Origin of the sequence: Blautia sp. HCN-1074 (genome assembly GCF_037890165.1) — a bacterium.
Taxonomy (GTDB): Bacteria; Bacillota; Clostridia; order Lachnospirales; family Lachnospiraceae; genus Blautia_A.
The window spans coordinates 351,845-373,853 of record NZ_JBBKBP010000002.1 but is presented as its reverse complement, the minus strand read 5'-3'; the positions used below and the strand labels follow the sequence as shown (position 1 = coordinate 373,853).

Annotated in this window: 19 protein-coding genes; 4 read left to right on the top strand and 15 right to left on the bottom strand. The window is 38.7% G+C overall.

The genetic code is table 11. The features are described 5' to 3' along the window. Nucleotides 1–57: 57 nt before the first annotated feature. The 7 genes from WKT11_RS03875 to WKT11_RS03845 form a co-directional block, all read right to left on the bottom strand. Nucleotides 58–282: a hypothetical protein gene (locus tag WKT11_RS03875; protein WP_117674489.1), complete on the bottom strand. Its 225-nt coding sequence runs from the start codon at nt 280–282 to the stop codon at nt 58–60. A gap of 49 nt (nt 283–331) precedes the next feature. Continuing rightward, on the bottom strand, nt 332–2,371 hold the full coding sequence (locus WKT11_RS03870; RefSeq protein WP_117674490.1) for an alkyl/aryl-sulfatase: 2,040 nt from the start codon (nt 2,369–2,371) through the stop codon (nt 332–334). A 269-nt stretch (nt 2,372–2,640) separates the two neighbouring features. Then, a complete protein-coding gene (locus WKT11_RS03865) occupies nt 2,641–3,438 on the bottom strand; it encodes a hypothetical protein (protein WP_340282653.1) in 798 nt (265 codons plus the stop codon). A 139-nt stretch (nt 3,439–3,577) separates the two neighbouring features. Continuing rightward, nucleotides 3,578–3,952, bottom strand: a complete 375-nt coding sequence (locus WKT11_RS03860) for a RidA family protein (protein WP_117674492.1) — start codon at nt 3,950–3,952, stop codon at nt 3,578–3,580. A gap of 325 nt (nt 3,953–4,277) precedes the next feature. Then, nucleotides 4,278–4,646, bottom strand: coding sequence for a YmaF family protein (locus WKT11_RS03855; RefSeq protein ID WP_117674493.1), 369 nt, complete (start codon nt 4,644–4,646; stop codon nt 4,278–4,280). A 123-nt stretch (nt 4,647–4,769) separates the two neighbouring features. Further along, nucleotides 4,770–5,699: an AEC family transporter gene (locus WKT11_RS03850; RefSeq protein WP_117674494.1), complete on the bottom strand. Its 930-nt coding sequence runs from the start codon at nt 5,697–5,699 to the stop codon at nt 4,770–4,772. A 362-nt stretch (nt 5,700–6,061) separates the two neighbouring features. Next, complete coding sequence (locus WKT11_RS03845; protein ID WP_117674495.1) at nt 6,062–7,819, bottom strand: alpha-amylase family glycosyl hydrolase; 1,758 nt, start codon at nt 7,817–7,819, stop codon at nt 6,062–6,064. Between the two features lie 382 nt (nt 7,820–8,201). Here WKT11_RS03845 and WKT11_RS03840 point away from each other — a divergent pair, with 382 nt between their 5' ends. Then, nucleotides 8,202–8,702 (top strand): hypothetical protein, encoded by a 501-nt coding sequence (locus tag WKT11_RS03840; protein WP_117674496.1) that lies wholly within the window; start codon nt 8,202–8,204, stop codon nt 8,700–8,702. A 94-nt stretch (nt 8,703–8,796) separates the two neighbouring features. Here the strand turns inward: WKT11_RS03840 and WKT11_RS03835 are convergent, their stop codons facing one another. The 5 genes from WKT11_RS03835 to WKT11_RS03815 form a co-directional block, all read right to left on the bottom strand. Continuing rightward, entirely contained in the window at nt 8,797–10,020 is a 1,224-nt protein-coding gene (locus WKT11_RS03835) for an EAL domain-containing protein (protein ID WP_340282646.1), read from the bottom strand. A gap of 102 nt (nt 10,021–10,122) precedes the next feature. Continuing rightward, nucleotides 10,123–10,749 carry a GGDEF domain-containing protein gene (locus tag WKT11_RS03830; protein ID WP_340282645.1) on the bottom strand — a complete coding sequence of 209 codons (627 nt, stop codon included), beginning with the start codon at nt 10,747–10,749 and terminating at the stop codon, nt 10,123–10,125. An 84-nt stretch (nt 10,750–10,833) separates the two neighbouring features. Next, the gene (locus WKT11_RS03825; RefSeq protein ID WP_019161405.1) at nt 10,834–11,052 is read right to left on the bottom strand and encodes a FeoA family protein; all 219 of its coding nucleotides are present in this window, start codon (nt 11,050–11,052) and stop codon (nt 10,834–10,836) included. 273 nt (nt 11,053–11,325) lie between these two features. Continuing rightward, nucleotides 11,326–11,883, bottom strand: coding sequence for a Uma2 family endonuclease (locus WKT11_RS03820; protein ID WP_117674499.1), 558 nt, complete (start codon nt 11,881–11,883; stop codon nt 11,326–11,328). A 31-nt stretch (nt 11,884–11,914) separates the two neighbouring features. Further along, entirely contained in the window at nt 11,915–12,430 is a 516-nt protein-coding gene (locus tag WKT11_RS03815; protein ID WP_117674500.1) for a Uma2 family endonuclease, read from the bottom strand. Between the two features lie 428 nt (nt 12,431–12,858). On the opposite strand from WKT11_RS03815, the gene WKT11_RS03810 reads away from it, so the two are divergent. Together WKT11_RS03810 and WKT11_RS03805 are read left to right on the top strand one after the other, a co-directional pair. Further along, nucleotides 12,859–14,355 carry a helix-turn-helix domain-containing protein gene (locus WKT11_RS03810; protein ID WP_117674501.1) on the top strand — a complete coding sequence of 499 codons (1,497 nt, stop codon included), beginning with the start codon at nt 12,859–12,861 and terminating at the stop codon, nt 14,353–14,355. 464 nt (nt 14,356–14,819) lie between these two features. Further along, nucleotides 14,820–15,947 (top strand): ComEC/Rec2 family competence protein, encoded by a 1,128-nt coding sequence (locus WKT11_RS03805; protein WP_340282644.1) that lies wholly within the window; start codon nt 14,820–14,822, stop codon nt 15,945–15,947. Between the two features lie 362 nt (nt 15,948–16,309). Here the strand turns inward: WKT11_RS03805 and WKT11_RS03800 are convergent, their stop codons facing one another. Beyond that, nucleotides 16,310–16,789 carry an acyl-CoA thioesterase gene (locus tag WKT11_RS03800; protein WP_117674504.1) on the bottom strand — a complete coding sequence of 160 codons (480 nt, stop codon included), beginning with the start codon at nt 16,787–16,789 and terminating at the stop codon, nt 16,310–16,312. Between the two features lie 500 nt (nt 16,790–17,289). On the opposite strand from WKT11_RS03800, the gene WKT11_RS03795 reads away from it, so the two are divergent. Beyond that, nucleotides 17,290–18,669 carry a citrate/2-methylcitrate synthase gene (locus WKT11_RS03795; RefSeq protein ID WP_117843755.1) on the top strand — a complete coding sequence of 460 codons (1,380 nt, stop codon included), beginning with the start codon at nt 17,290–17,292 and terminating at the stop codon, nt 18,667–18,669. Between the two features lie 180 nt (nt 18,670–18,849). Here the strand turns inward: WKT11_RS03795 and eno are convergent, their stop codons facing one another. Both eno and WKT11_RS03785 read right to left on the bottom strand, forming a co-directional pair. After that, entirely contained in the window at nt 18,850–20,154 is a 1,305-nt protein-coding gene (gene eno, locus WKT11_RS03790; protein ID WP_117674665.1) for a phosphopyruvate hydratase, read from the bottom strand. 559 nt (nt 20,155–20,713) lie between these two features. Continuing rightward, nucleotides 20,714–21,952 (bottom strand): M56 family metallopeptidase, encoded by a 1,239-nt coding sequence (locus WKT11_RS03785; RefSeq protein WP_445291925.1) that lies wholly within the window; start codon nt 21,950–21,952, stop codon nt 20,714–20,716. Nucleotides 21,953–22,009: the final 57 nt, after the last annotated feature.

Below are 22,009 nucleotides of genomic sequence, written 5' to 3'. Positions count from 1 at the left end.
CAGTCTGACGCCTAAAGCGTCTGGAAGCACGTGACTTCAGTCATGTGAGGATATAATTCACAACCATATGACCGGAAGATCAGGATATATCCTTCTCACCGCAATCACACCTTCCATACCAGCTGCCTTCTCCATTATCACCCATACTGCAGCCGGACGTGTTTCCATCAGTGCCGGTACCAGTTCTTCCTGCTCTGAAAAACACTGTATTTTATATTCTTTCAGATATTGTTCAGAGACTTCACATTCTCCGGGATATCCATATAACATGATTGTTTTCATCCATCATTCTCCCACATATTCACAAAAAGAGGCATTAAATTGACTTTATTTATGGTTCAATGATGTTGAAATACAAGCTCAGAGGTGTCATACTTTCACAGAATGCCTTGTAAAGTTCCTGATCTCCTTCTACAGATTCAATCAGTTTGCTGATTCCATCTTCATTGCAGGCTGCGATTGCAAGAATACCGGCTTTCTTTGTAGTAATTGTAATGTCTGCGTTTTCATCCTGTTCATCCGGGTAATACAGGAGTACACCATGATGTACTTTCAGGAGATAATTCTGATCATTGGTAACCTGAAGATTTATAGTAAAGGATTTATCCGCAAGTTTTGTACTGTCAAGCATGATTCCCATATAATCAAGAGTTGTCTGCATATCCATCTGCTGAGCGGTACTTCCTGATCCTGTTACAGCACTTGGCGGATACATATCTGTACCGTTTCTAAGTTCAGATGCTGCTACCAGATATGCATTTCTCCATGCACCGGATTCTGCCTGATAGCCAAGCTGTTCTAGTGCATCTGCACAGAGATATTTTGCCTGCTCATTTTCCGGATCTGCATACACAAGAGTATTTGTGATCTGTGCGACCCATTGATACTCACCTTTTTCGTAATCTGATTTTGCCATTTCCAGAACTTTGTCGGCATCACCAAGATATTCTACAAGTTTCTTCGCATATTCGGTTGGCTCAAGTTCGTCTAAGTGTACCGGATTCGCATCATACCAGCCCATATATTTCTGATAGATAGCTTTTACATTATGTTTCAGAGTACCATAGTACTGACGGGTATACCATACTTTATTTAATGCTTCCGGAAGTTCGATCATGTTTGCGATTTCTGTTGAAGTATATCCCTGATTGATATAAAGTAAGGTCTGATCATGCATGAATTTATATACAGCAGCTGTATTTGTCATATATTCCTGAATTACATTGTTGCCCCAGTGTGGCCAGTTATGAGACTGAAAAACAACTTCTGCATCTTTTCCGAACAGACTCTGTGCTTCTGTAATATAACGTGCCCAGCTATTGGCGTCACGTACCTCTGCACCACGTAATGTATAGATATTATGCATACTTGCGGTACAGTTTTCTGCCAGCCAGAGAGCTTTTTTATCAGGAAAATAGGTGTTCATTTCTGCCGGTGACTCAGTGTCAGGGGTAAGCTGGAAGATAACTTTTACACCATCAATCGTAGTCTCAAAGACTTCTTCTGTGACATTGAATGTCGGAGAAAGATATCCCACCTCGCCCTGTGAGACGGCAAGGCCGATGCCTACAGAAAGGCGTCCCTGCTCACCTGGCTGAATTACAGAACCGTATTGATATAAAGAGCGGCGCTTCATTGCTGTTCCTACAAATACATTTTCTGACATAACTGCATTTTCGAATCCGTCAGGAACGATGATTGCTGTTTTTCCAGATGCAATCTGCTCATCCAGAGAAAGAGAAGGATCTGCCAGTTCGTCCTGTGTGAGGACTCCCTGAATACCGCCATAATGATCAATATGCGCATGACTGATGATCACTGCTACGATATGGATGTCTCCCATTTCAGACTTAAATAATTCTAATGCAGCTTTTGCTGTATCAGATGACGCAAGACAGTCCATGATGATCCAGCCATTATCTGTACGGACAAATGTCATGTTGGAAAGATCATATCCACGCACCTGATAAATATCATCAGATACCTGAAAAAGTCCATAGTTGGCATTTGACTTAGTGTTTCTCCAGAGACTTGGATTTGCGGAGTCTGGTGAATCAGCATCTCTTACAAAATCATAATTGTCCATGTTCCAGACAACATTTCCATCATCATCTGTAATCTGCAGAGAATCCGGCGCGGTTATAAAACCTTTTTTTGCAAATTCCTCTTCCTGTGTATCATCAAAATCCAGAACCTGATAGACATCTTCGTTTATCTGTTTTGTAATGGTTGTGGCAGGCTTTTTGTCTGGTGTTAAAGTATCAGTATTTTCTGTACTTTCAGTACTTTCTTCCTGGGCATATGCAACTGTCGGGACAGATGCCATTACCAGTAATGCACCCAATAGTGCAAGCGCAATTCTCTTCTTCATATTGGACCTCCTTAGTATTATCTTTTGATTTGATATTACTGTTAATTATGCGTTCTATAATAATTTAACTGTTTTCAGCCTATCATAAGAATGCCCAATATTATAATGCAGGGAATGAATTGCAAGTATCTGGAATGAAATGTATTAACTGATAATTCGTAACTATTCAGCAATCTGCTATCTCACAAGGTGTTTTGACATGAATATGCTAAAATCCTTAAGAATACAAAGTGAAATGGATACCAGGATTTGTAGTGGATTTCTGTTTGTTATTTCTGGACTTCACTTTCCGGGTTCCAGGAATTCTCATCCAGTTTTTTAATCATTTCTTCAAGATCAACGGTATATGCCACTGTTACATCACTATCTTTTTTGATGATAAATTCAGATAAACCATATTCTTGTCCATTATCAGCCCAGTCATATGTATATCCCAGTCGTGTCCATGGATATTTGCCATCAAAATAGCTGGAAATAATGTTTGCGTCAAACCATGCCTTATATTCTTCATTGACATCATCGGAAAATGAATCTGTCATTTCTACCGTTCCGATTTCTGATACATATGCCGGCCGTAATACATCTTCCGGTTTTACCCACATAGCAGTAAAGTGATCTGATTCATTATCAGGGCGCAGACCGATAAGCTCTTTTATTCTTGTCTGCCAGTCAGTGACACCATCTTTATTTTTCTGATACCAGTCTTCAAGTTCTCCACCTGTAAATGTCCATACATTTCCCCATTCCAGTTTTACATCAGCGCCATCCGGGTAGCTATCCGGATATTTGTGAAAAGTATAGAGAAGTATCCTGCCATTTTCATCATAAACGGCATAAGGTTCTCCTTTATCCAGGCTTACCACAGGGAGAATTTCATCCTTATCGATGATCATGGCATCTTCTACTGATTCATCAAAAAGTGTCTGTAGTTCTTCTTTATTTTCGGAAGAATCTGTGCTTTCTGCGGCACATACGTTCTCTGTAATTCCATTTGCCGGAAATGATACCGCCATTGCAGAAACTAATAATCCGGTTACTATCAGTTGTTTTTGAAGTTTGTTTTTCATACAATATAAACCTCCTTTTTATGGCAATTCATAGGCACATTATGTGGAGTAATCTCCTATGATGCTAAAACAAATACAGGGAGAATCATACGAAACGATTCTCCTTGTATTTGATAAAAACATTATTTATTTGTTCAGATTATTCAACAACTGCAATAGCTTCTACTTCGCACAGAACATTCTTTGGAAGCTGTTTAACAGCAACGCAGGAACGCGCTGGTTTGCTTGTGAAGTATTTCTCATAGACTGCGTTAAATGCAGCAAAATCTGCCATTTCAGCAAGGAAGCAGGTTGTTTTAACGACATTGTCAAAGCCAAGTCCGGCTGCTTCAAGAATTGCACCTACATTTTTGCAGGACTGCTCTGCCTGAGTTTCAATTGTATCTCCTGCAACTTCACCTGTTGTTGGGTCTACCGGAATCTGACCGGAAGCAAATACAAAGTTTCCTGTCATTTTTGCCTGAGAATATGGTCCGATTGCTGCTGGTGCATTTTTAGTTTCAAGTGTTTTCATGAATGATTCCTCCCGTACGATTTTGTGTTATTGATTTATCAATAATTATAGTCCTATATTAGCATCAAAAAAATATTTAGTCAATGGCAAAAAAATTAATTTCACTGCATTTCCCAGAAGATTAATCAGGATTTTTTTGATATGAAGCTTATCCCGGTAAACGTACGTATTCTGAACCTGCCAGATATCAATGGCAATAAAAGCAGCGTGTTACTGAATCAGGCAGTAACACGCTTAACAGCTGTACTCTTAGTCAAGCTGCAGAACAGCTATCTGGTGCAACATTGCGAGGTAAAGCGAATGATTTTATCCATATCTCACTGGCTTAATCGTGGCAGTTACATTCGAAATCAGTCGGACTGTCAATCAAAGATGCCACCTGAAACTGATGTCGGTGTCCGTCAAGCATATCAGTAAATGTTTTTGCAAAATGAACATGCTTTCCATTGCCGACATCAATCGCAGGGGATGATGTTCCGCAAAATTCATGGAAGTGTCCATCAGAAAAATCAGTACGGAATTTTACTTCATGTACATGAGAGTTTCCCATTCGAATAGCTTCGCCGGAAACTGTACAAAAACGGTGGTTGTGGCATTCACGGCATCCGTTTACGGTAGCTGTGCTTCCCGTAATTTCGTGAACATGCTGCTGCGGATTATGATAATTAGGATTACTATTTGCTGAATTACACATAAGAACCTCTTAGATGCTTGTTCACTTTATAGAATATGAGAAAAGTAAAATCATGTGCATAATAAGAAAATTTCCGAACAATATAATATGCCCCTGCCAGATATCGACAAGGGCGCATTACATTTAAGAAACTGTAAATGCCAGAACCATATAAACCAGAATGGATACAACGCAATACATGGAGTTGGTTGTAGAAACGTAAGCACTGCTCTCCTCTTTATTGAGGAAAGTCTGCATACTGAATGTAGCAGGTGCAGACATATAACTGATGACTGCAAGATCCAGCAGCTTATTGTTTTCGACAAAACTATGTACGGTGAAAAGAACACCTGCGATCATTACTGCCTGTAAGGCTGTACGTAATAAAATTGTTCTGATACACGGACTTAATAATTCAGGAGTCAGTTCAAAGCTGTATCCTACCACAATCAGGATGATGGCAGTAACGGAAGTCGTCAGGATATTCTCCACACTCAGATATACATTTCCCCAGGAACTCTCCAGCAGACACCGGATAATACCGGTAAGTCCGGCAATGATTCCCAGCACACTTGCAATAAATGCAGGAGTTTTAACGGCACTCAACGCAAGGCTCTTTGCATTTATTTTCTCACCATTTTCTGTCTGTCCCAACATTCCCATGTAGATGCTGAATCCAAACAAAAGTCCTGCGATATCCAGTACTGCGATCTGAGAAAGATTCTCCTGTCCGCATAAGCTTGTATATAAAGGATATGCCATCAGTCCGCCTTCATATACGCTGACCATAAATGGCAGATATTTCTGATAAACACCTGTCATTAACGGTTTCAGGAGAAATCCGATGCCAAAAGAAATCAGGAGCATCAGAAACATGATCAGAACCAGCTTCCCTGTTTCAAGATTATAATCAGCAGTTGCCAGTGCATGAAAAATCGCAACCGGAAGCATGATATTTGTTACCAGAAACTTCATGTCATTAATTCCTGTTTTGGAGAGGAATTTCCATTTTCTACATGAGATGCCAAGCCCGATCATCACCAGTACTGGTAAAATAATTTTAAGAACGTTCATTTTCGTTTATCCTTTCAGGTAGATTTTATACGCTCTTTATTGTAGCACTTGCAAAATTTAAAGTCCACAAATCCTTAAATAAAAATATCGGACAGATAAGAGTGTAATAAAGAACTTATCCTGCCCGATATTTTTATAATTTCTGGTTAGTTATTATCTGATTTTATATTATTTAACTTTAACGCTCTTTACTTTAGAATAACTGTTGTATACTCTCTTACCATTTTCAGTACGATATGCCCGCACTTTGTAATAGTATGTTTTATTAGAAGTAAGCTTTTTATTTACATAGGAAAACTCTGTATCTTTACTTTTCTTTTCATTGCGTAGTTCCTTTGTTTAGTAAGTTGACTGGTTAAATCTTAACGAAAACTCTTAAACCAGTTTACCAGAGAGTCATGCCAGATATTATCATATACGGTTTTCTTCATCTGGTCGGTAACAGGACCGTTCGTTGCCATTTTAGCAAGGATGCAAAGCTGCAGTTCCGCTACTGTCATATCTTCCGGTGCTTTGCTCAAATCGGCTACTGTTTTGGCTGCTGTATCCGAAGTTTCATCTGTTTTGTCAGCATCTTTTGCACATGTTTCATTTGCGCAGGCAGATTCCTCTTTCGCTGCGGCAGTTTCCTGTGCTGCAAGATCCTGTGCTGTTTCTTTAGTTACTGCTTCTTTAATTTCAGCTTTTTTAGTTTCGGATGTCTCAGCGGAAGCAGATGTCTCAGTATCGGATGTTGCCTGAACCTCTGCTGCATTTTCAACTTTTATCTGTGTATCTTCTGTCATTGTATCTGCCGGTACCCAGATTTCACCGCTGTTTGCGGCTACCGTCACATTGATGCGTCCACCCTCAACAGATACTTTCTGTCCGGTAAGAGTTCCGACATATTCTGCACAATTTCCAGCCGGAAGGCTCATTCCTGCTGCATTGTCATCATTGTTTACAGTAACGATCACTCGGACTCCGTCAAGATCACGGGCAAATGCAAACTGGCGGTTTGTCAGATGGAGTTCTGTATAGCTTCCATAACTTAATGCAGGTGTATGCTGTCTCACCTTTCCAAGTGCCGCGATCAGAGCTGTGTTTGGATTTGTTGTTATGGCATCTGCATAGTCCTTCAGATTCAGTGCAGGTCTGAGGCTGTCATCGGAGAATTTCTCTTTCTTTCCCTCGATGCCAAATTCAGATCCATAATAAATACTTGGAACTCCAGGAAGTGTATAAAGTAATACATGAACCGGGGCAAAATGGGCTTTATTTGACAGTTTGGTATAGATACGTTCTACATCATGGTTGTCCACAAAGTTGTAGAGATCCAGATTTCCCATGTTCTGAAGATATTTCACTGTATGAGCAATTTCAAAATAGTTATGGTCATTGTGACCACTATAGAGTGCCTTGTGAAGTGCATAGTTGGTTACGCTATGAAGGGTTTCTCCGTTTACCCAGCGGCTGTAATCACCATGGATAACCTCACCCATAAGCCAGAAGTCTTCTTTTACTTCTGCTGCTGTACGGCGAAGGGCACGCATGAAATCAAAATCAAGGACATCTGCTGCATCCAGACGGATTCCGTCTACATCAAATTCGGATACCCAGAAACGAATTACGTCACAGATATAATTCTGGACTTCCGGATTTCTCTGGTTTAATTTTACCAGGAGGTTGTATCCGCCCCAGTTTTCATATGAAAATCCGTCATTATATTCATTATTTCCACCGAAGTTTATATTGCAGTACCAGTTAAGGTATCTGGAATGTTCACGATTCTGCTGAATGTCTTTGAATGCAAAGAAGTCACGACCTGTATGATTAAATACACCGTCAAAGATAACCTTAATTCCTTTTTCGTGACAGACTGCTACGAAATTTTTGAGATCTTCGTTAGTACCCAGACGGGAATCAAGCTTCTTATAATCAGTGGTTTCATATCCATGACCGACGCTCTCAAATAAAGGTCCGATGTATAATGCAGTACATCCGATTTCTTTGATATGATCGATCCATGGGAGTAATGTGTTCAGACGGGAGACTGGCGCACTGTAATTATTAGTTTTTGGTGCTCCGGTTAAGCCCAGTGGATAAATGTGATAGAATATTGCCTCGTTATACCAGCTCATAAATGCCACCTCTGTTTTGTTTATAGTTTGAAAATATATATATCTTTTATATAATAGCAGATTTCGAGGATAGAATCCAGCTTTTTTCAATATTCAGTTTTTTTCAATATGATTGTATGTTACTGTTCACACACCACTATCCCGCGAGGTGTTTTGGCATAAATATGCCAAAATCCCGAGACATACAAGCCAAAATTCCATTGCCGCAGGCAATCTGGAATGAATTTTGGCTACGTTACTGAGAACGGAGTGAACAGTAACGTTTATTTTTGTAATTATTCGATTGGTTAAAATTTACTCTACAAAAAAATATATTTAAGGTATATAATCAGATTAGAAATCATGTTATGTTATTAAGTTTTTTACAAGGAGATATATTTTTATGAGACATATAGATGAAATTCAGATTGCCGGAACTGCCGTTCTGCTTTGTGGTGCGATGTTTGCAATTTCTGCTGTCGCTCCTACCGGAAATACCGTATCAAAAGCGGTTACAAACTTTATAGAAGCACCGGAAACAGCAGCAGAGGCTCAGGCGCAGGCAGAAGAACAGGCTGAGGAGAATGGATTTCCCATTTATACGCAGGAAAGCAATTATGATGATAATTCAGATGATGGCAGCAGCTATGATGATTCTTCCTATAATGATAATACTTATGATGATCAACAGGATAATTCTGATCAGGAATATGATAATACTGATAATGAGGACGGATCTTCTGATACTGGGAATGATGATCAGACATCTGGTGATGACTCAGGAGATGACTCTTCAGACCAGATTGATTATCCGGTTGACGATACAACGGCTGATAATACTGACGGTAGTCTGGATGGTACAGAGGAAGATAATTATGACAATGCTGAGCAGATAACTTACTGATCTGATATAAATAAAGGCTCCGGTTACTGATGTTTTATGAACTGATTAGTAACCGGAGCCTTATTTATATATCAGTAAATTACAGAGATTAATTTTAGAATGTTTTTTGCAACAATTGTTCAAATGATTCCTGATTCATAGGCTTATAGTAGTAATACCCCTGAAGCTCATCACATCCCTCTTCTACAAGGAAATCTACCATTTCTTTTGTTTCCACACCTTCACAAACAATAAATTTCTTGGTCCGTTTTAACAGATGAAAAATTTCCTGAAGGACGATCTTTCCATTTTCGGACAGATCATCTGAAAGAAAACGCTTGTCTATTTTAACTTCGTCAAACAGGATATCTTTTAAAGTATTCAGTGAGGAATAGCCTGAACCGAAATCATCCATGGATATCCGTATATTTTTGTCGTGAAAGAAACGGATCATGGCATTTACGGCTTCAATGTTATGAATAAAAGTAGTTTCTGTGATCTCGAATATCAGATTATGAGGTTCTATCTCATACTTCTCTATCAGATTCATTACTTTTTTAGTGAAACTTTGGATATCCCGGAAATGAACCGGTGATACATTTAAAGAGACAGGAACGATTCTCTTTCCCTCTTTCTGGCGTTGGTTCATCCAGATAAAAGTTTCTTCGTACACATAGTAATCCAACGCCTGGATTTCTCCTGTTTCCTCCAGAATTGGAAGAAACACATCCGGATACCAGATCGTCCTGGCATCCCGCTGCCATCTTACCAGGGCTTCTGCACCTGCAAGTGTCTGATCTTTACCATGTATTTTAGGCTGAAAATAAACTTTAAATTCTTTCTGGCTTAATGCGCGTTTGAACGAGTGAATCGTATCTGCTTTATGCTGTTCTCTCATGGCAATATCCTGAGTATATTCACATACACCTGATAATTTTGTCTTTGCGATACAGCGCACGATGTTTGCATGGGAAATGATTTCTTCTGCCGGAATATTGATATCTTTCAGATAGTAAATGCCAGTATTCAGATGGAAATAATTGATTGGATACGACTGCAAAATTTCCTTTGTAATCTGAGTATTATGTCGTTCAATGCGTTCTTTTATCTCACTTGTGTCATATCCGGTTGTATCGATCACTGCTACAAAAATATCGGAGTGATATCTGTTTACAAATAAGGATTCCTGAAAAAGTTCCATTCTTTTGAGCACAAAATTCAGGATTTTGGTTCCTGTTTCATATCCCCAGTAGTCATTGATCAGATGGAAGTTGCTGATATCTGTCATGAGAAAGGCATATTGTTTTGTACCATTAGCGTTTGTGAGAATCGTAAACATTTTCTCTTTCAGAGAATCAGATGAAATGCTTTGTGCAAGCCCATTTTGGATAATATATTGTTGTTTACTTGCCAGCTGTTGTTTTTTATATTTTTTATCCTGCTACATTTTCTGATCAGCAGTTTTAAGCAGATCCATAATCAGATAATAGTGATTTTTGCAGCTGAGATCATATCCTACTGCATAGCTTAATGGGTGGTCTGCTGTCTGATTGTATTCATCAATCATTGTCTGGAGACGGATATTCATCTGCTCAAGCTGTGACCAGGTTGTGTTTTTCTGGATAATCATAAATTCATCTCCGCCGAATCTGGCGAGATAGCTGTCTTTTGTAAGAATTCTGGTGAGAAAAGACGCGAATGTCTGGATAAACACATCTCCTTCTTCATGCCCGTATGTATCATTAATCATTTTTAAATTATTCAGGTCAAACATCATAATGCCTGTGTTTAAGGTATCATCTGCTTCCTGAAGCTGCTGCAGCCTTTTTTCCAGAGCTTTTTTATTATGTACTCCGGCAACATCAAAACCGGAGCTTTGAATTATGCTTTTCAGATAGTCTTTCAGCGCAAGGGAGACTCCGCATCCAGCTAGCATCGCTATGATCATAAGCGTAAAAAAAGACTTTCCAAATCCTTTTCTGAAATGGAAAATCATAGTTGCAAGAACACCTGCAAATATTATAAATTCTGTATAACAAAGACGTAATATAATCTTGTTCTTTTCCATATTGTAGTTAAAAACCTGCCTTTATCCTTCTTTTAATATTTTTGTAAATTGCTGATACCAGCATTTTTTTTAGCTTCTTTTGGTTTAAGCGGCGTGCAGGATGATTCGCTTTGCCATACTCTTTTCAATCCCGATTTTGCTTCCCTTAACCATGACAATGTAATAGCCATGAATTTCAGACAGAAGCTCGACTTCACTTCCACATATAAATCCCAGGGATTCCAGATAATGGCGCTGCTTTTCCTGCCCGCAGACTTTGCTTATCCGGTATTTCTTATTAAAATCTGCTAAGTTTAATGGCATAATTATTCCTTCCATTTCTTATCTATATGTTAGTTGATTCTAACACGATATAGAGTATACCATATTTTTATTGTATTTAAAGGATTTTTTGGCTTTTGAGAAATTTTATCTCAAAGTATATGGCAGGTTAAATAAGCAAATATATATTAGCAAGCCAATCCATTTCTGTACAATTCCATTGGAGACATTAAGCCATTACTATAGCATCCACATTACCAAAGCCTCCCAGATTAACTCCAGGAGGCTTTCATACTGTCTCATATTAAGTTGTGATTATTCTACATTCTCAAACATCTCTGCTAATGTCATAGAGATTTTCGGAAAATCTTTCAGTATTACCACTGTATCTGCATTATAATGTTCTTCTTCTGGATCATCCTGCAAGATATAGCTATACTTCAAATCATATTTACCATCCTCAAGATAATAAATCTGTACTGCTCTTTCTTTCGATGAGATGATCCAATACTCTTCTACCCCTGCTGCCTGGTAAATTTCTTTCTTCACAGTCATATCTCTCAATGCTGTTGCAGGACTAAGAGTTTCCACAATAAATCTTGGTGTACCAGTATAAGAACCACCTTTCAAATGTTTACGGTCACATATAATCATCACATCTGGTATCACATAATCATTACTTTCCTGTGCATGATATTTATAATCCAGATTCTCCATAAATGCCAAACACAGTGTTCCCTGTAAACCAGTTGATATGATTCGATAAATATTACCATCTACAATCCCATGCTGATAGTTTGGTGATGGTGACATATCATAGATTACACCATTAATCTTCTCTTCTTTTCTATATTCCTCTTTCAGCAATGGCATGTTATCACCTCCTACAATTCCATACTATATCTTAATAGTCAATCTCATCAAACAGATCTTCAAAGGTTATCTTAATATTGGGAAAATGAACCAATCTTAATTCATCCTTGTTTTCTTCGCTAATAGTTTTCCAGAGATAATATTGGGGAATATCATTCTCATCATAGTCCAGTTCATAAATCTCTATTGTTTTTGTACGCCAATCAACAATCCAATACTCCTCTATCTCCTGTTGAGCATATAATTCCATCTTTTCTGTACGATCATATTTTTCAGTTGACGGAGATAACACTTCCATAACAAAGCGTGGGTCATCTGTAAATGTATTCCCTCTCCTGGATTTAGTGCGACAGTTTATAGAAGCATCAGGAATGACAATCTTATTATTTCCGTCAGCATCTTTAAAACGGTACTGTACATTATCGGAATAAACATAACAAGTGCTGTTTTTTAACTGGTATCTGACCGCAGCCACAAAATTGACAATAACTGATGAATGTTCTGGTGTAGCACCTGCCATATCTGTAATCTTTAAATTCCAATCCATTCTATATGCTCCCTTCGTATGAAATAAAATCATCCTGATGGATAGTACACCAGACCAATATAAGTATAAGCTGTTCATTTTTGTAAATTTCAGTTTCTTATGCTTGTATTATAATATAGATTATGTCTATTCAGCAACCTGTTTTTTGATTCTGACAAAACGAACATAGATATCAGTATCAGCAGACTTTGAATCTACCTCTATATTGTTTCAGAAAACTTTTTTTTACAAAAATGTAACTCATTTCGTCTTTTACATTTGGTCAAAAAATGGTATAGTTAATACATTGGTGACAGTGACTACTTAACCGAATTAAGTAAGCCTCCTGCTTCAATTGCAAAGAGCAATAAACAGTGGATGGAGATGTGTTTTCACATATAATATTGAGCTGTCACCCGAAATGAAATATATTGAGGTGTGTTTAATTTATGTCTGAATTTTCCGATTTGCTTAGTTCCTATATTGATGAAAAGGAAATCAAAGTTTACTCTCTTCTGGAATATTGTAACATTGACCGTTCTACCATGTATAAGATTATAAATGGAAAACGAAATCCGACTTCCATGGAAGTATTCCAGAAAATTGCAGAATTTCTTCATCTTACTCCCGTAGAATATCGTAAATTTAAGGAGGCTTATCTGATCTCCAAACTGGGAAAAGATCTTTATTATAAGCGAAAATACACAGAAAAATATCTCATGAACTTCCCCAGAAATTTCTCCGGAGAACCGGTTCTGTTTCTGGACGATCTGAAGAAGATGAAGGATGAGAATGATTATAAAACAGATACAGATATCCAGACTCCGGTAAATACGTCTGATTGCACAGTAGTCTCTACTCATCTGGAGTTAAACCATCTGCTGCACTATATGATTTCTTCGGAAACACAGAAGCCTTCCGGCAAAATTGCGCTTTTATTGCAGCCGGATTATGGTTTTCTGTTAAATATGCTTTCCAGTTTGAAACCTGCCGGACATCTGAAAATTGAACATACATTTTGTATGAGTAAAACAAACCAGATGACAGAGAATCATGAGATTTATAATCTGATGTATTTAAATAAAATACTTCCGTTATATTTTTCAAGTATGGACTATCATCCGTATTATTTCTATGAGGATATTTTTGCACATTATTACAGCATGAATGGTCTCTCCTGTATGATTTTGTCATCAGAATATGTAATTACCTGTAATTCTGATTATACAAGAGGGATTTTTTACAGAGATCCTGCGGTGGTTTCCATGCTCTGGAGTCTGTATGATTCTTATCAGGATAAATGCCAGCCGCTATTTCTGGCTACGGAATATCTGTCAATGGATAAAAATGATTTCAACAGTCCTGTGTATACAGAGACACCAAACTACGTATTACAGCCGGAAGCCTGTATGGTTCCATTTATTGACAGACAGCTTCTTAGCCAGGCAATCATACCGGAATTTCCCGACAGGGATAATGCTATTAAAAAGATGACGGCATTACTCCAGGTGAATCAGTCAAAAATGGAAAATGGTCTGGCGAATGTCTATTTTACGAAAAGAGGTCTTGCTGACTTTGCTGAAAAAGGCCGGATAAAAGAAATACCGGATAATTTTTACAGGCCGCTTACTGTATCGGAAAGAATCCGCTTATTATGCCGTATTCTTCCATGCTGCAAAAATGGCAATTACCGTCTGCTTAAGAAGCCGTTAAATCAGCTTTCTGATAATCTGCATTTGTGCGTAAACAGTACCTTTGGATATATGTTATTTAACAATATTCATAACCGGACGACCTGTCTGATCATCAATGAGTCCAGTATTCTGACTACTTTTCTGGATTATCTCTCCAGCCTGGATGACAGTGGGCTCTACAGTGGGGAAGAGACAGCGGAATTTGTACAAACACTGATTGATGAATTGAAGAACCAGAAGAAAGAACGATAGGAACAGAAAAATTTAACCGAATTAAGCAATCTGCTTCCGCTACTTGCTCATAACCGAATAACTGCTTCGCAGTTTATCAGGAGGGGCTTGTACCCCTCCTGATACAAGGATGCTGGTTTCGATGTAATTCAGCAGGAAAATCTATGTATTTTCCTGAGTTTTTCCGTACATTTTTCTGTTAGTCTTTTTGAATGAGTGACTTTATAAATAACTGTTCAGTAAATGTTATCCTGTAAGTAATGTACAGACTGTAATTTCTGTGAGATAAGCTGCTGAACTGTTATACTTCCTGGTATTATTGTAGCGAATAGCATAAATTCTGTGCATCGCGAAGCGTGTTACTGAGAACGCAGTGAACAGTAACATAAAAGAATGTCGTTATAGCCTTTTTTATCTGTGGAATATGATTTGCATAAAATAAGTGGTATAATCATATTGCTATAAATACTTAGGAGGACTTTCTTATGAAGAGAAAAAACAAATTGATATCCTTGTTTTTGTCGCTGTTTCTTTTGCTGTTTACTTTAGCACCTCAGGCAGCGCTGACAGTAACTGCGGAAACAAACGGAGAAATGGCAGTTCATTTTCTGGATGTCGGACAGGGAAATGCTATTCTGGTGCAGTCCGGAGGACAAAACCTGTTATACGACGGTGGTGATCAGAACCACGCAGATGAAGTTGTATCATACTTACAACAGCAAAATGTACAGACGATTGATTATATGATTTCTTCTCATTATGATGAGGATCATCTCGGAGGTCTTATTCCATGTTTAAATACTTTCGAAGTAAGTAACGTCTTAGGATCGGATTACGTACATACTTCTAATTTATTTAACACCTTTATGAATACGGCTACTGCAAATGCGATTATTGTACAGTATCCATCTGTCGGTGATACATTTGATTTTGGTACCGGAAGTTTTACTGTCCTGGCTCCAAGTGGTATCAGCCAGAATAGTAATGATAACTCTCTTGTGATCAAACTGGAAAATGGTTCAAACAGCTTTATTTTTACCGGTGATGCGGAAGAAACTAGTGAGCAGGATATGATCAGTACAGGAATGAACCTTGACTGTGATGTACTCTCTATTGGACATCATGGTTCTGCAAGTTCAACCACATGGGATTTCCTCGAGGCAACCTCTCCGTCTTATGCGGTGATAAGCTGCGGTGTGAATAACCAGTATAATCATCCATCAGCAGAGACAATGGGACGGTTATCGGATATGGAAATTCCTGTATTTCGTACAGATAAACAGGGAACTATTATTGCGGTATCTGACGGAACAACGATCAACTGGTCTCAGAATCCTTGTAATGATTATTCTTCCGGAGATTCATCCGCAAATTCATCTGGTGACTTATCATCCGACGGAATATCATACCATGAAGAAACAACAGTTTCTGAGCAGAATTCTGTGCAGGAAGATTCTTCTGCGGCAACAGGCGCAATGGTATGGATACCTGCAACCGGAGAAAAATATCATAGTATCCCGAATTGTGGAAGAATGAATCCTGATACAGCCAGACAGGTTACTCAGTCAGAGGCAGAAGCCATGGGGTATGGTCCATGTAGCAAATGCTACTAAAAAACTTTAATTTATAAATAAAAGAGAACCTGTCACAATCTTTTGATCGTGTAAGGTTCTCTTTTTTTATTGAATCTTTGATTAATGCCCTTCAACTTCCTTTGCGTCCCGTTCTATATAGGTGATAAAATCTTCTAGGGTTCTGGAAATCCGTTTGTTTTTGGAATAAATAAATCAGGTATTTCTGGTTACAGAAGAACCGCCCCGGGCTACATCTATATATCCTACTACCATACTTGCCGGAAATTCTGTTCCATACCAGTTTTTTTACCAATTTAATAATCCATAATCTGTTTTGGCAACCTGGTTGATCTGGGTCAATCAGATATTCGCAATCCGCTGCCGCTACTTGCTTGATTCGGTTAAAATCCCTCATGTCTGCGGACTTTCCAGAGTTTGGCACGTTTCTGTGCTGCTTCATTCTCAATCTGCTGGGTAACTCCTTCAATGATAAGTCCCGGAACTTCTACCGGATGCTGCTGTTCATCTGTTCCGACCATTGTGAAGTAAGCGCGGTTAATCATGGTTCTTGTTCCGTCAAGAGCTTCACAGTAGGTATCGATACGTACCTCCATAGAAGATCGCCCGACATGAGTAAGCCGTCCAATCAGTACAATGGTATCATTTACTTTTGCTCCGGCTTTGAAATACATATTATCTACTGCTACAGTTACAACGTTCATCTCTGCATGGCGCTTGGCAACAATTCCTGCAGTTTCGTCAATCCATGCAAGCAGCTGACCACCGAATAAATATCCGGCTGCGTTAAGACATTTAGGCATTAATAAGTGAGATTGTTCTGTTAGTGAGTCTTCTACTCGTTTCATTTTTCTTTCTGACATTTCTTATATACTCCTTTTTATATGTATTTCTTTATTTGCTTCTTCATTTACTTCTTGTCTGTAAATCCTGTTAAACTATATCTATATATGTATCTGTTTTCGGACTGGAAATATTATATGTTATGTGCATATAGGGCAAATTTCCTGCTTAACAGAAACATAAATATACAAATACGGGTTATAAACATGGTTATTATAGCACATTTGGCTTATTTATGTTACCATTCTATTTTATTTATGTAATACATATTTCTTTTCTGAAAATACTTGTTGGTTCTGTAGAATTTTAAAGCGTTAGCACTTTAATATGATTGTATATAAAAAAATACAATCTTTAGCTTGCCTTTCCCACTACTTTCCTGTACAATCATTAAATAGGTATAAATACAAATGTTCGTCATACTAAAACACTGATCGCAAGGATGCATCCGCTCTTCACTGTATCAGTGTTTTTTAGCAGAAATACCTGCATAATAACTGGGGAAATGAGGAAAGATATTATGGAAAAACATGAAATGATGAGTCTGGAAGACTCCAAACAGCTTCGTGAAAGAATGAGATTCTTTGAACAGGAACTGCTCAAGAATCATCATATTGATCCCAATCTGTATGTAGAATATGATGTAAAAAGAGGTCTGCGTGACTCCGCAGGTAAGGGTGTCCTTACAGGTCTTACAGAAATTTCTGATGTCAACGGCTACAATCTGATCAACGGAAGACAGATCCCGGCTGATGGTCGTTTATACTATCAGGGAATTAACGTACAGGATATCATCAGCGGCCTGAAGGGCAGACGTTTTGGCTTTGAAGAAACTATCTATCTTTTGATTTTTGGGAAGCTTCCGGATAAGGATGAACTTTCCAGATTTCTGGATGTAATGTTTGATATGGAAGATCTGGGTGGTCGTTTTGTCCGTGACGTAGTTATGAAAGGAACGAATGCCAATATCATGAATGCTATGCAGCGTTGTGTCCTTGCACTTTATACATATGATGATAATCCGGAAGATATTTCTCCTGAGAATGTACTTCGCCAGTCACTGGAACTGATCGCGAAACTTCCTGAGATTGCAGTATATTCTTATCATGCATATCGCCATTTCCGTAAGGATGATACTTTATTTATCCGTAATCCACAGAGAGGACTTTCCCTTGCAGAGAATATCCTTCTTATGCTTCGTCCGGATGGAAAATATACAGAACTGGAGGCAAAAGTTCTGGATATTGCGCTGATTCTTCATGCTGAGCATGGCGGTGGTAATAACTCTACTTTTACAACTCATGTAGTAACTTCTTCAGGTACAGATACTTACTCTTCCACTGCTGCATCAATCGGATCGCTGAAAGGTCCTCGTCACGGTGGTGCAAACCTGAAAGTTCAGAATATGTTCTCAGATCTGAAGGCACATGTAGAGCACTGGGATAATGAAGATGAGATTGTTGATTATCTTCAGAAAGTTCTGAATAAAGAGGCATTTGACCATGCAGGACTGATCTATGGTATGGGACATGCGGTCTATACGCTTTCTGATCCTCGTGAAGTGATTCTGAAACGTTTTGCTCAGGCACTGGCTGAGGAGAAAGGAATGACGGAGGAATTTGATCTCTACGACAAAGTTGAAGGAATTGCCGGAAAACTGATTATGGAGCATAGAAAACTGTTCAAAAATGTCTGCGCTAACGTAGACTTCTACAGTGGATTTGTATATAGCATGCTTGGCATTCCGGAAGAGTTGTTTACTCCGATTTTCGCCATCGCACGTATGCCTGGCTGGAGTGCTCACCGTCTGGAAGAGCTGATTAATGCGAATAAGATCATTCGTCCGGCTTATAAGTATGTGGGACATCATACAGATTTTGTTGCTTTTGATGAAAGGTAATTTTATATAAGAAATATTACAGGCTGCGGTTGAATCTGCAGCCTGTTTTTTATCGCTTGCGGGATTTTGTTAAAGAATAAGTATTCTTAGAGAAAAATGAACAAAATGCATTTCCGGGGAAGTGATTCTCTCAGAAATGCATTTTGTTTATTTTGACTTATTATTATGGAAGTAAATTATTTAGTCCTGCTTTACATTAAATGCTTTCATTCCAGGATATACTGCGCTTGCGCCGAGTTCTTCTTCGATACGGAGAAGCTGATTGTATTTTGCAACACGCTCAGATCTGCTTGGCGCGCCGGTCTTGATCTGGCAGGTATTCAGTGCTACTGCGAGGTCTGCAATTGTTGTGTCTGCTGTCTCACCGGAACGATGAGAGGAAATTGCAGTGTAGCCAGCCTTATGAGCCATTTTAATTGCTTCTAATGTTTCTGATACAGAACCAATCTGATTTAATTTAATCAGAATCGCATTGCCTGCACCGAGGCTGATACCTTTTGCAAGTCTCTCTGTATTTGTAACAAACAGGTCATCACCGACAAGCTGTACTTTATCGCCAAGTCTTGCGGTAAGTTTCTGCCATCCTTCCCAGTCTTCCTCATCCAGTCCGTCTTCGATGGAAATGATCGGATATTTCTCGCATAATTTAGCCCAGTGCTCGATAAGTTCTTCTGCTGTGTATTCTGTTCCGGCTTTCGGAAGTTTGTAGTAGCCTTTGCCTTTCTCACTCTTCCATTCGGAGGAAGCTGCATCCATCGCAATCTTGAAATCTTTGCCTGGCTCATAACCTGCTTTCTTAACTGCTTCAAGGATTGTCTCGATTGCTTCTTCATCAGATTTCAGCGCAGGGGCGAAACCACCTTCATCACCTACAGAAGTAGCAAGTCCGCGTTCTTTCAGAATAGAAGCAAGTGCGTGGAATACTTCTGCACACCATCTTAAGCATTCTTTGAAGGATGGTGCACCGACTGGCATGATCATGAATTCCTGTACATCCAGCCCAGAGGATAATGCATGGCATCCACCGTTTACAATGTTCATCATCGGAACCGGGAGACGGTTTCCGGATACACCGCCAAGGAAACGATACAGCGGAATTTCAAGGGACGCTGCGGCTGCTCTGCAGCATGCAATAGATACTGCAAGAATTGCATTTGCTCCCAGTTTGGATTTATCCTTTGTTCCGTCTGCTGCAATCATGGCTGCGTCTACAGCGTAGATATCGCTGGCATCGAGGCCTTCGATTGCTTCATTGATCGTTGTGTTGATGTTTTCTACTGCTTTCTGTACACCTTTTCCAAGGTAGCGAGCTTTATCTCCATCTCTTAATTCCAGAGCTTCAAATTCACCTGTGGAAGCACCGCTTGGAGCTGTTCCTCTTGCAACAGTGCCGTCCATCAGATATACTTCTGCCTCGACTGTCGGATTTCCTCTGGAATCCAGAATTTCTCTTCCTACTACTTTCTCAATTTCTAAGTACATGATAAATCCCCTTTCTGATATTACATTCAATCGGATATTCGCAATCCGCTTCCGCTACTTGCTCATAACCGAATCAAGCAAGTCCCCATCCATTGCTATTCAAAATTGAAGCAAGGGACTTGCTTGATTCGGTTAAACTCCTGGTACATCATTTCTAAAAAGCCGTATCCATGCAATGCGCGAGATACAAGAATATAGCTATTTGGAAAAAGATGTACCAAAGTGCAACAGGCCATTGGCTATATGGGCTGTATGCAGATGAATCATATCTGGTAAACGGCTTCAGCATGACCGCGGTATTAATGAAAATGCAGATGTGATTCAAGATTCCGAAGATTTCAGCAAGACTTCGGATGGAGTTTAAATGATTGATTCACGCGAGAGTTTATTTTATCTAACTCTAATAGTTAGTATATACTAACTATTTATAAAATGCAAGTATTATATTTAGAGTATATTGAGAAAATATTTCAGAAAAATCAAAAAGTCAAGTACTATTTAATATAAAATAATACTTGACCTTTGGCTATTTTTAGATGTTATATAATATTGGAGAGATATATTAATGAGGGCATTTTGCATAAGTTGTCGTTGCATGATATTTGGCATTTGCTAAATATCCACACTTTTCGCATCTTTGACATGTATAAGTTGTTACAGTACATCCACCGGAACTATTTTTACTATGTTTGGATAAGTATCCATTAACCATACTGTGTGTACAAAGCGCATATGGAGAAAATGTATTATTTTCAGAAATTTGAGTCCCATCTTCGTAAAAAAATACAGTGTCATTTTCTGTAAACTTGAGATTTGAAATTAAAAAAGACATACTAAAATCAAGCATATCAGAATTCTCTTCATTTTCTGCCACAAAATCAATAACTGACTTATCCGACGATGGCATCGGCTCATACGCCAACACCGTTCCAGCTCCAGCAACAATTGTCAGTGCAGACACAGCCACCATAATCCCTCTCTGTAACAATCCTTTTTTCTTTTCCTTCATCATGTAGTTGATCCTCCTTTTTAAGATTTTCATATTCTTTCCGCTTTTCTTTTTATTGCTGAAAAGATTATTTTTCCACATAACCGGATTTTTGTCCGGAGTTGAGGCTTCGTTTACCAGCAGTGTGGCATAGTCTTTGCGGCGTTCCTTTAAGCAGCCCTCTACGGCGGCGCTGTCACTGACTATTTCTGCTGTATCTATGTAAAGGAAAAGTAAAAGGTATGCCACCGGATTCATCCAGTGCAGGCACAAAACCAGAAGGCATAATACTTTTACCAGATTGTCGTGATTTTTCAGATGAGAATGTTCATGCTTATATACCATGTCATATTCTGAATGTAACATAGGGAAACTCTCTGGAAATACAATTTTCTGACGGAAAAATCCGATTGTACATGGTCCGCAGATTCCATCAGGAATCAGATAATATACTTGGTTATTGTCTGATTCTTCTACTTTATCAAATATATAATTCTGAATAGAATGAGCTCCTCTCCAGAAGCTGATGATTTGATAAATGGCGAAAATAATGATTGCTACCAGCCATATTTTAGATATGATATCAAACCATTGCGGCATCCATATATATTCACCCTGTCTTTCTGGAGTGAAGGACAAAGAACCTGATAAATATAGCTGAGATTCATCTGTGATCAGCATAGATGTTGGAAATACATCTTTTGGAATCAGATATTTTATCAATTGCACAGGCATCAGATAAAAGAGGATACCCGTTATCAGTAATCTTCTGCCTAAAGTGTAATTGTAATCAGCGCGTTGAATCAGGTACATAAGTAAACAGATCACAACGGGGATTGATCCTGAGATGGACATACAGGTCAGTAGTTT